Raw genomic sequence first — 11,912 nt, 5'->3', positions numbered from 1 at the left:
AGAGATAAAAGCTTTTCCATAGACCTCAGCATTGCCATAAACTTGACCACAGACTTGAGAAAAATGGCGTATTTTTGCATTGTCATACACTCTTGCATGACCATAGACACAAGCCTCATCATACACCCAGCAATTGCCATCATGGGATAGGTTAACTTCCTTTTCAATAAAGCCGCCTAAAGACCCCGCCTTTATATCATCGAAATCTTTTAAAGCACGAATGCGATAAAGAGTTATAATATTTCGAGTAAGAGCATGTTTGATTTTTTTAATTTCACTGGTTAATTCGTATTTTTTGCACATAGGAGTACCCTCACAATCTAATGTGATAAACGTTTTCTAAAATTTGAAATGGAAAATTGGATTGGAAAGCAGGCGCCCCCACAACGCCCATGCTTTATTTAAGCAGCTTCATTTATGGTTTTGTTATTATTACCAATATCATCATAAATTTTTTGATTGCCATCAACTATAGCATTGCCAAAGATTTTTACTAAGTAACAAACATATACATTGTCAGAAACGACGGCATTATCGTAAACATGAGCAGCCCAATCAATACGAGCAGAGCCTAATATTTTTGCATTGCCATAAACAAAGCCCCTTACATAAGCATTATCAGCAATTTTCGCATTGTCAGAGATTTTTGCATCAAAAATGATATTAGCTTTATTACAAACAAAGGCATTGTCATAAACTTGACCACGAACGATAGCATTGTCATTAATTTTTGCATTGCCATAAACATGAGCATTTGCACCGAAAATCCATGCATCATCATTAACAACGGCATTGCCATAAACTTTAGCATTTCTATTAATACAAGCATTATCATGTATTTTTGCATTGTCAGAAACGACAGCTTCCCAAAAAACGGTAGCATTATCATAGACCCAGCAATTGCCATCATGAGAGAGATTGCTTTCATTTTCGATAAAACCACCTAAATCACCAGTCTTTACATCAGCAAAATCTCTAATGGCTTTAATGCGGTGTAAAGTATGACCAGCCACACAACGCGTTTCATTCGTAAATTCGTATTTTTTTGTTATAGGTAAAGAGACACAAGCGTCATCAGAAATTTGAGATGCAAGATTAATCGTTTCATTGTCTTCAATACGTGTATACCAATTAATAAAAGCATTCCCATAGACTTTTGCATTGTCTCTTATAACAGCCTTATCACATACAGCGGCGTTATTAAAAACATGAGCATGTTTGTAAACAAAAGCATATCCAAAAACCAAGGCATTATCATGTATTTTTGCATTGTCATAAACACTAGCAAAATCAAATACCTTTGCATTATCACAAACCGTTGCATTATCGAAAACACTAGCATAATTAAAAACAGTAGCATTATCAGAAACAAGAGCATTATTATAAACACAAGCCTCATTAGCTACCCAGCAATTACCATCATGTGATAAGTTACTTTCCTTTTCAATAAAGCCGCCGAGGTCGCCCGCCTTTACATCAGCAAAATCTCTAATGGCTTTAATACGGTGTAAAGTATGACCAGCCACGCAACGTGTTTCATTAGTAAATTCGTATTTTTTAGACACAGTTATAGCGTTCATAGGTAACTCCCTAAGTTCATATTTGATAAATTTAAAAATGAAATGTTTAAAAGAGGGGCGCCCCCGCCGCGCCCGCGCATTATTTACGCAGCGTCTTTTATAGACTGGTCATTATAGACAATTTCTTTACTACAGACTTCAATATTATTGCGAACCCAAGTGTATTATTGCGAACCCAAGTGTCACCTTTAATGACCGCATTGCGAAAAATCTTTACATTTGCAAAAATACAAGCATATCCGGAAATTTTCGCATTATCATAAATTTTTGTATCATTAAAAACACAAGCGTAATAATGAACATGAGCATTACCAAAAATATGAGCATCAGGATAAATACGTGCAAAGCCATACACATGAGCATTGCCATAAATATTGCCAGCCACAACCGCCTTGCCATAAACCCTTGCATTTTCATAAATACAAGCAATATTATTCACATGGGCATACCCACTTACAACGGCATTATCGTAAACCCTTGCATTACTATAAACCTTGGCTTTACCGCCCACCCAGCAATTGCCATCATGGGATAAATTACTTTCACCTTGTATAAACCCGCCTAAATCACCTTTTTTACGTCTCCAAAATCTCTTAAAGCGCGAATTCTATGAAGGGTTTTAAAACCAACCTCTATTGTCTCACCTGTAAATTCGTATTTTTTTGCAGGCTCTTGTTGATTAGCAAGAGCGGTTTCATTTGAAATGGAAGAGATAACGGGGGTATTTTTTGATATAGTTGTCATAATTAAATCCTACATGTTTATAATTTTGAATTAACACCCTATAAGGATGCCGGGCGCTCAAAACACGGCATGTAGTCCGTTGTTACGCTTTTCCCATAAAAGGGTATTGTATAGCGTAACTACACCCGACAAAATCACTATATATGCTAACAAAAGCATAAAAGATAGTCAGTTTTTAATAGGATTAGGTTTATCGTAACCTCTTCGCTACATGTTTAGTGTTTTGATCACTTAATTATTTATATAGCAAAATACGTATTTATTGTCAAATAATATTTTATATTTTTTGTATTTTTTAAATACGTTGTGTATTGATAATATCTTATGCCTATTAATTGCTTCTTTTATATTTATGTGCTTTTAAAGCTATATTACGGGCTTTGTGAAACGATTGCGTATTTTCTGAATCTATACATTTATAATATTTAGAAACGCTCTCATAATGCGTATTTTTAGCTTTATAACCTATCATTTTTTTACTAAATGAATTTTAAATTTTTTGTGAATTTTGTTTATAAGGGGCTCTAATTTAAAAAACCTTAATAGCACCGCGCTCTTATAACAAATGCTTTCATTTGCATTTTTGCTTTCTCTATAGCTGTTATGTTCTTTATAGCCATGGCATCATTTTTCAGTTTCATAAGAGAAACGATAAATAGGATAATTGTGATTTATTGCCTGTTATGAAAACACTTATGAAAACATCTCAATAGAAACTGATCATTATAGAGATGAGCAAAATCCCTTTTAATAAACTTTTGTCATTTTTGTCAGTTCTTTTTAGAACCTATATCATTTTTTTTAATGAGAGAAAATTAAAATCATTATATTTCAATAGGTTAATGTTTTTAAGACATAATTCATATCAAGAGTACAATCTTTAAAGATAACCAACGATGTGAATTGATTAAAACTTGTCAATTATGTGTCAGTAAATTGAACTGATAAACTAGATTATTTTATTAAGTAATTCCAACACGTCTTATAAAAAGCGTATGAAAGTAAAAACTGATTACGTTATCAAAATCCTTTTTATGAATTTTATCAGTTCATTTGAATAGATAAACTTATGATTTAGAGAATGATTAAAACGTGCTTTATGAAAAGCATATGATCTTTTAAAGCCTTTCAAAAGATAGCTTGTAATTCATATGAAATGCTATCAAGACCATTATGGTTATGAGTTTTGAAGATTTTGAGTATTTTGAGGGTTCCTTTTACTCCCCTTTATATATTATTTTTCAATCAAAAATAAAAGTTATTATATTTCAATATGTTAATGTTTTAAATAAACAACCCATATTACACACAACACGTAAATACAATCTGTAATATATATATAAAGGGGTTTTGAAGGTATTTTGAGGGTTTGAGAAACCTTCAAAACCTATAAGTAATATAAGAAAATGAATATACATAGCTCTCTTTAAACAAAGCTATCATTTTAGATTACGATATAACCTCTTAAAGGCAATGTAAAAAAATCTAATTATGTAGAGAAAAGTTAGAGTATTTTTAACTTTTCATATAATTATTCTTTGAAAAGGTCAGAGTGCGTTCCTGTACGAATAAGATGTAATTTATCTCCTTCTATTCTATAAATAAGCAGCCAATCTGGTTCGATATGAATATCATGATACCCTACCCAATCGCCTTTTAGTGGATGATCACAGTAATGTCTTGGTAATGGCTTTTCTTCAATTAGAAGACTTAATAGTGTACGCAGCTTATTCATATTTTTTACTGCGTTTTCCCGCCTTGCGCACGTCACATTTAAATTGTCTCGAGCGAACAGGTATCAGCATATTAAATGCCTAAATCCTTAAAAAGGGCATCAGCGTTTTTAAATGTCTTACCTTTACCTTCATCTAATTCCTTTATAGCTTTACGTGTGACACTATTAGGTACTTTAAGCTCAAAAGGCAAACAACCTTCTTCAGCGACACGCAAAAATGTTATACGGATAAGGTCTGATGCACTTAATCCCATGCGTTCTAAAGTAATCATCGCTTGTTTTTTCATTTCAGCAGGAATGCGAGCGCGAACAACAGAATCGGCTTTCATGATTGGTACCTCCATTCATAGATTTTATTATAATGTAGCTACACTGTAGTCTCAAGTCAATTTTTTTAGAATTAAAAACCCTTTGGACAGCAGGTATGGCAAAAAACTCCACGAAAAGAATCCTTAATTCGTAATAATTAAGAGGAATGTTGCAAAATCCTATTCTCTTAACTTTATTTTGTTATCCTCATAGTAAAGAAAATTTTATGTAATCAACTTAACAAGAGAGGTATAGATTATGGTTATAAGCTCTATACCCATTATGTGAGTATGCCAAATCTATTCAGTTTCTCTTATTTCTAATTTTGGTAAGTTCTTAACGATTTTCATTGTTTCCAAACTTACAGTGATAACCCTTTGAAACAAATCCAATGGATAGGCAGGGTTGCCAATGGTTTCAACAGCATAGTGATTGGCATCATTAACAATACCACTCTTTTTATCTGTCTTAACGCATTGACGCCCCATAACCGATTCAAGAGGGATATCTGTTATTGTGATATTGCTGTTATAAATAACAGTTGATTTATCCTTTTCCTTACTATTCTTAATTTTTGCAAATTTTATTTCAGTTACATAATAGAATTTTTCGAGATTAGAGATGTCAGTTAATTTTGGATTACCCTTTTTAAAGGTGACAGGATAAGGTTCTACAGTTTCATAGTTTACGTGCAAATGACCGAGTTCACGCCCTGCTGTCACAAATTTCCAAAAATCATCAGCCGTTTTTACGCAAGGGATACGAGGCAATTCTTTGCATAAATTATCAGCATAACGGGTGCGATAATCTTCTGAATGCAAAAAACCGTAAACATAATAAAACAGATCATCTTTAGTGTTTTTTCATTAGGATAAGCGGCTTTTAAATATGCTAATCCTTCATCAGTTATGGCATTACGCATTTTCTTTTTTCTTATTTTAGTAAATAAGCGATTGTCATGCTATTTTTCTTATCAAGCGATAATAATGGAGTGTTTTTTGTTGTCTCTAATATGTAACAGTTCCAATAAATTTGGTATATTCTATGAATAACAGTCTTTACTTGAAGCTCAAAATTATATCACATGCAACACCTTAAAATTAAGAAGCATATTAGAGTGTATGATTGTCATTTAACAGTGTCATTGTAAAATCTTCAAAAGCGGGGGAAATGATATGGTTTGCACAACTCATAAAGCAGGTGTATACAGTACAGTCTATGCTTTTTTCTCAGATGTTATAAGTATTATTCTCATCAAAAAATTAAAAAATTGTTACGCGGTTGGCGATTTTTTCTGTGACGCTGATGATATGGTTCATTTTGTTGCTCATTTTGAGGGCACAATGAATGCATAGATTTTTTTCACTTTTGTTTTTACGGCTATTTTGTGCCTTTTCTCGTTGGCGAGTTTTGCCCAAAACATTCGTGAGAAAGCGATTAATCAATCAGAGAGCATCCAACGACAACAAACGCAACAACAGCGTTTTCAGCAATTGCAGCGTAAAAACAAAACCCATGAGGTATTTTTGCCAGACGATGATACCATATCTCCCTATGGTGCTTCGCCTAGTACAACCTGTTTGCTGATCAAAAGCATTGAATTTGTTGATGTTCAGTTGATTTCTCATACCGACCTTCATGAAGCCATTTCTCTTTGGGAAGGACGGTGTTTGGGGATTGCCGAAATCAACAAAGTGCTCAAAGCGGTGACCAAGCTTTATATGAAGCGCGGCTATATTGCGGTGCGGGCTTATTTGCCTGAGCAAGATTTAAGCGGCGGTCATCTCAAGATTGTTGTTGTTGAAGGTGTGATGGAAGATATCACTCTGGATGGGCATAAAGTTGAGAGGAGACTTCAAGGAGAAATCACCACGGCTTTTCCAAACCTTATTGGAAAGCCGACCAATCTGCGCCAGATAGAGCAAGGGCTTGATCAAATCAATCGGCTTTTCTCACGCCAAGCCACCATTAATCTTGGTGCGGGGAGCAATTCGGGTGGTTCGATACTCGATGTTCATATTGAAAAACAGAAACCTTGGCTTATTACGCTTTCCAGCGATAATCTTGGCGCTAAAGCAACAGGGCTTTATCAAACGCGCTTGAGCTTTTCTTTTGATGATCTGTTGGGGATCAATGATCAATGGTCGTTGAGCTATCAGCGTTCTATGGATGGTAGTCCGTATCATTTTTCTCACAAGCGTCCCAATAGTGATACTCTAACGGGATCATTTTCTCTTCCCTATGGCACTTGGACAACAGGTTTTGATGGGACGTGGAGCCAATATCATTCGAGTGTTAAGGGAATATTTTCCGATATTATGACTGCGGGTAAGTCTTTATCGCTGACACCGTGGATTTCACGGGTTATCGACCGTGATCAAGAGGGAAAGACCTGGCTTACAGGACGCTTGACATGGAAATATTCTGATAATTTTATTATGGGCAGTCGGGTTGATGTTTCCAGCCGTAAATTGGCTATTGCAACCTTTGAGCTTGATCATTCGCGCAAGTGGCTTGGAGGAGAATTAAGCGCGCATATAGGGTTTCATAAAGGGTTGGCAATTCTTGGCGCTTATGATGATAAAGAGCAAGAGAATACAACAAAAAATTCACCCAAAGGGCAATTTTCCAAATTATCTTTTTCCCTAGGCTACGTGCGTCCTTTTTCGCTCAAACAATATAACTTTCGCTATAACACGCTGTTTTCAGGACAATTATCACCCGACACGTTGTTTAGTTCAGAGCAAATATCGCTTGGTGGTAGTTCCTCTGTGCGTGGGGTGCGTGAGGCGATTTATTACGGCAATAATGGGGCGTTTTGGCGCAATGAATTGTCGCTGTTGTTGCCAGGTTTTTCTTCGAGAATGGGGCGTAAATTTATGAGCCAATTTGCCCCTTATATGGCGCTTGATCTGGGGGCCGTGGCCAATAATGTAAACAAAAACAGTTTTGGCGGGAGCCTCGTTGGGGCAACTCTTGGTTTCCATGCAACCGGAGACATTACGGATATTGATGTGTCTTATTCGAATATTTTAACCCAATCGACAGTGCGAGAAAAGGGAAATGCGACAGGGTTATTTCAAGTGCGGGCATTATTGAGATTTTAGAGCAAAGGGGCGGTAAAAAATATCGCTGCGCTGTTTATACCCATATGGGTTGTTTTTTTAAAGAGATAAAGAATTTTATGAGGAGCTGAAGATGCGGGGATTGAAAGATCAAAAGCATAGATTGGGATATGGATACAAGCTATGGCAGCGCGTTCTTTGTGTTTTGCAGCGAGGGATCCATAAGGGGCTTTCACTTGTTTTAAGCTTTTGCTTAGCTTTTCAGCCTTTGTTATTGCAAGCACAAGCGCTTGGAGCGCGAAGTCCTGTTGCACAAGAGAGCCAAGGGATTAAAGCAGCTGATGGGGTTGGCTCTGTTTTCCGCCCCACGGTGGGGAAAGCCGGCAATGATGTGCCGCTGATTGATATTGTTCGCCCCAATGGACAGGGTCTTTCTCATAACAAATATGACAGTTTCAATGTTGATACCCATGGCGTAATTTTGAACAATTCGACTGAGGAAGTCTCGCGTTCACAGCTTGGGGGATTGGTGCCAGGCAACAGCAATTTGCGTTATAGCGGTGCAGCAAAGGTTATCCTTAATGAAGTGGTAAGTGCCAATCGCTCGCGTCTTGAAGGCATGAGCGAAGTACACGGGCATATGGCGGATGTTATTATCGCCAACCCCAATGGGATTACCTGTAACGGTTGTGGCTTTATTAATACACCACGGGTGACTTTATCGACTGGACAACCGATTATTGGAGCCGATGGCGCTTTGAGTGGATTGCGTGTTGAGGGTGGAGATATCACTATAGGCTCTCGTGGGGCTGATGGGAGTGCATTAGATATTTTTGATCTTGTTTCGCGCAAGATCAGTGTCGGGGGTCCCATACAGGTCAAAGGAGATTTGGCTGTTATCGCGGGGCGCAATCATTTTGATTATGACAAGCGGGAAGCAACTTCTCTTGGTTCTGATGGCAAAGAGCCGGAATTGGCGATTGATTCCAGTGAGTTTGGTGGAATGTATGCGGGGCAGATTCGCGTGATTGCCAATGATAAAGGTGCGGGCGTTAAGATGCGCGGAGACATGGTTGCCAATGCAGGCGCCATGAGATTGACAAGTGATGGCAAGCTGGTGATTGCTAAAGCACGCGCCAAAGGAGCGGTGAAGGCTCATTCTCACCACGACAGTGTACATGTGAAAGATCTGCTTTTTTCAGAAGAAGCAGTTGAACTGAAGGCTTTGAAACATGTTGAACTGGCTGAGCAAGCTCGCGTTGCAGCGAGCGGTACTGTTGATGTGGGCGCCGATCTGATCAAGCTCCAGTCCCATGCTCTTCTAGCAAGCGGTATTGGGAGTGATGGTCAACAGTCAGCGACGGGTTCTTTGCATTTACAGGCAGCAAAGCTTGAGGCGGGGAATGGGCGGATAGCCGCCGGTGATCTTTTAGAGATCCAAGCAGCAACAATTGATCTGAGCCGCATGCAAGACAATGATCAAACAGGGGTTTCTTCTCTTGGCGATCTGACCATTAAAACCAATCAAATCAGCGCTTTAAACAACCATATTGGTGCCAAGGGGAATATTGTCTTGAGCGCCGATGATGGGCTCACTGTAGGCGCTGGACATTATAGCGCCGGCGGCTCTCTTTTGGTGGAAGCAGCAGAGCTTACATCACGCGCGCGCTTAGTGGCAGAGCAAAAAATTGACCTTTATGCGCATCACGGTGCCCTGATCCAAGAAGGCACTGTCTGGTCTAATGGGAAGATAACGCTGGATGCCCATGGTGCCCTCAATCACACGGGTGATATTGTCAGCATGCAGCAGGTTGCCTTGACAGCGGGGGGCATGCTCACAACCTCTCAAGAGAGCACGATTTTAAGTTATGATGTGGTTTTAAGTGCTGATGCTTTAACCCAAGCAGGGACTGTGGAAGCCCAAGAAGGAGCATTAACCCTTCAAGTGCGTGATGGGGTTATCAATAGCGGCACAATGCGCGGTGAGAGTGTCGATGCTCATATTGGTGCATTTACCAATCAAGGGACGTTTATTGCAACCGATGATTTGCATTTGATGGTAAGCGCACAAGAAGGCGCCGATCCGCAACAAGCCTTTCTGAAGAATACATCCGAAGGGGTTCTTCAAAGTGGTGGCGTTTTTGTTGTGACCGCAGGGCAATTAGACAATGCCGGTGTGCTTGGCTCTAGTGGTGAGAATGTTGCCCTCAATGTGGCAGGGAATGTCAGCAATAGTGGGCTGATTTACGCCAAAAAATCTATGGACGTATTCAGTGATGGTGATTTAACCAACACACAGGGCAGAATGATTGCAGAAGAGGCTCTCAGCATTGGTGGGCTGAAAGAGACACGTGCTGGTCATATAAATAATGAGGCTGGTCTTCTCAGTGCTTTAGCCGGTGAGATGAAGATTGTTGCAACGTCTTTTGTCAATAAAAGCGCTGAAACGACAAATTCAGAGCAACAAAACGCTACACATGATGAAGGTGCGCATGTTTTAGCGCGGGATGGTTTGCGCATTGATGTGGGCAGTTTTGAGAATGTTGATGGTCTTATTTCTACGCAAGGGGCAGTCAATATTGTTGCTGATAGTGTGATCCAAGCAGGGCACATAGAGATTGAGCGTGGTGACCTTCAACTGACCAGCCACGGTGATTTAAGCAATAGTGGCACAATAGAAAGCAATGATACCATTGCTTTGCATGCGCAAACAAATCTCAGCCAAACGGGGCGCATTGTCTCTAAAAAGCGGATAGAGCTTTCCAGTGATGGCATATTGACAATGGGCGAGACAAGTGAGGTTGGCGCCTATGATGTAACGCTGAAGGCAGGCACACTCACCCAAACTGGGCTTGTGGAAGCGCAAGGCGGGGTACTGACTCTCAACAGTCATGATGTTTTAAGCAATTCCGGTATTATGGTGGGCGGTGTTGTTGATGCGAAGCTTGGGTCTTTAGCCAATTCCGGTCAGCTTTTAGCCAGTAACAGTTTTACGCTTGTGGCAAAAAGTCATGATCCGTCATTGGGGCAAGTTGCTCTGGTTTTAAATGGTGAAGACGGTGTTCTCAAAAGTGGTGGTGCTTTTGTCTTAACCGCAGATGTTTTGGACAATGCCGGCAGTATTGGTTCAAGTGGTGATGGGGTTGCGCTCAATGTGAGCGCTGATCTGAGTAATAGTGGGCTGATTTATGCCAAGAAATCTGCCATTTTTTCCTTGGATGGGGATTTTATCAATAAGTTTTCCGATGTCATTGATGAAGACAATCTCATAATCCGTGGTTTAAGTGGAGAGCGGGCTGGTCATGTGATCAACAGCTCGGGTCTTTTAGAAGCCGTGTCAGGCGATATGACCTTCGATGTCTCAGCGCTTACCAACATGCGTGAAGGCGGGGTTGAAGTTAGCGATAAAGTGGTGAATCGCAATGTCTATGAAACATCACATACTGAAACAGATGGGTGGTTTTTTGTTGATACAACTACCACAACTACCAGAGTTACAACGACGGTTAGTCAGCAGCAGCCTCATTTTACCAATAATGCGGCACAGATTTTGGTAGGGCGTCATCTCACGATCCATGCCGGTGATATCCGCAATAGCTATAGTTTGATTGCTGCTAATGGCAACATTGAGATGCAGGNGTAGGGCGTCATCTCACGATCCATGCCGGTGATATCCGCAATAGCTATAGTTTGATTGCTGCTAATGGCAACATTGAGATGCAGGGTGATACGCTGCTCAATGAGGGGCGTGATTTAACCGAAACAACCAAGATTGAGACGACAACACGCATTGAGACTACATCTGGTGATATTTTGGGTGCAGGGGTGGCTCAAATAGGAGATACAGACACATCGGAATATGTTGATGATCCTGTAATAATCACGCGCACTTATGATGCTGTTTACGGCACGATTGAAGCTGGTGGCACGCTTGATGCCAAGTTGACAGGCTATATTGACAATCATGCGGTGCGTGAGGGCGTTGAGCAAGTTGGCTTACGCTCTGGCGATAAAGGTTTGGCTGTTGTTAAAAACACCGATTTTGACGGTTCCAAACCACTGATTAGTGATGATCGATTAGACGGTATTATCAATGGTTTGAAAGGGCACAAAGGGCTTTTTGCACCAAGCACAAAAACACCCGCACCAGAATCCATACAGGTGCCAACGCAAGATGGGCTAAACTCTGTCAAGACAGAATTGGACCAGACCCAATCACCGGATGTGCCGTTTTTAGTTGAGACGCGACAGGACTTTATCAACCCAAGTAAATTTTTGGGATCGGACTATTACTTAAAAAAGATTGGCAATTATAAGCCTGAGAACGTGTTTAAAAGATTAGGGGATGCTTATTTTGAATATCGTCTGGTGGGTGAGCAAATCTTTGAGCTGACAGGTAATCGCACTCTTCTTGATGTTGAAGATCCCAATGCTCAAATGCAAAGGCTCTATGACAATGCTGTGGAGCAGCAAGATCCC

The 11,912-nt window shown here is 39.8% G+C and carries 4 protein-coding genes and 5 pseudogenes; 3 read left to right on the top strand and 6 right to left on the bottom strand.

What is annotated here, in order from left to right:
- The 6 genes and pseudogenes from ACFIMK_RS03500 to ACFIMK_RS03475 all read right to left on the bottom strand — a co-directional run.
- A pseudogene (locus ACFIMK_RS03500) lies at positions 1-303 on the bottom strand (hypothetical protein); the annotation flags it as partial.
- Between the two features lie 98 nt (positions 304-401).
- Positions 402-1,580 carry a hypothetical protein gene (locus tag ACFIMK_RS03495; RefSeq protein WP_375618860.1) on the bottom strand — a complete coding sequence of 393 codons (1,179 nt, stop codon included), beginning with the start codon at positions 1,578-1,580 and terminating at the stop codon, positions 402-404.
- Between the two features lie 83 nt (positions 1,581-1,663).
- Positions 1,664-2,324: pseudogene (locus tag ACFIMK_RS03490) on the bottom strand (hypothetical protein).
- A 1,531-nt stretch (positions 2,325-3,855) separates the two neighbouring features.
- Positions 3,856-4,129, bottom strand: a pseudogene (locus ACFIMK_RS03485) (type II toxin-antitoxin system YafQ family toxin).
- Between the two features lies 1 nt (position 4,130).
- Positions 4,131-4,388: a type II toxin-antitoxin system RelB/DinJ family antitoxin gene (locus tag ACFIMK_RS03480; protein WP_375638828.1), complete on the bottom strand. Its 258-nt coding sequence runs from the start codon at positions 4,386-4,388 to the stop codon at positions 4,131-4,133.
- Positions 4,389-4,667: 279 nt separating this feature from the next.
- Positions 4,668-5,287, bottom strand: a pseudogene (locus tag ACFIMK_RS03475) (type ISP restriction/modification enzyme); the annotation flags it as partial.
- 256 nt (positions 5,288-5,543) lie between these two features.
- On the opposite strand from ACFIMK_RS03475, the gene ACFIMK_RS03470 reads away from it, so the two are divergent.
- From ACFIMK_RS03470 to ACFIMK_RS03460, 3 genes and pseudogenes are all read left to right on the top strand, one after another.
- Positions 5,544-5,723, top strand: a complete 180-nt coding sequence (locus ACFIMK_RS03470) for a hypothetical protein (RefSeq protein ID WP_375612457.1) — start codon at positions 5,544-5,546, stop codon at positions 5,721-5,723.
- Positions 5,724-5,768: 45 nt separating this feature from the next.
- A complete protein-coding gene (locus ACFIMK_RS03465) occupies positions 5,769-7,475 on the top strand; it encodes a ShlB/FhaC/HecB family hemolysin secretion/activation protein (protein WP_375683104.1) in 1,707 nt (568 codons plus the stop codon).
- Between the two features lie 91 nt (positions 7,476-7,566).
- Positions 7,567-11,912, top strand: a pseudogene (locus tag ACFIMK_RS03460) (filamentous hemagglutinin N-terminal domain-containing protein); the annotation flags it as partial.

Source organism: Bartonella sp. AP280QHHD (genome assembly GCF_042196125.1).
Taxonomy (GTDB): Bacteria; Pseudomonadota; Alphaproteobacteria; order Rhizobiales; family Rhizobiaceae; genus Bartonella.
The sequence above is the reverse complement of the archived record's forward strand: the minus strand, read 5'-3'. Positions and strand labels throughout refer to the sequence as shown.

Excerpts from the sequence above, each read along its gene's own strand:
- ACFIMK_RS03495 (WP_375618860.1), bottom strand. The coding sequence starts at position 1,580 with ATGAACGCTATAACTGTGTCTAAAAAATACGAATTTACTAATGAAACA.
- ACFIMK_RS03480 (WP_375638828.1), bottom strand. The coding sequence starts at position 4,388 with ATGAAAGCCGATTCTGTTGTTCGCGCTCGCATTCCTGCTGAAATGAAA.
- ACFIMK_RS03470 (WP_375612457.1), top strand. The coding sequence starts at position 5,544 with ATGGTTTGCACAACTCATAAAGCAGGTGTATACAGTACAGTCTATGCT.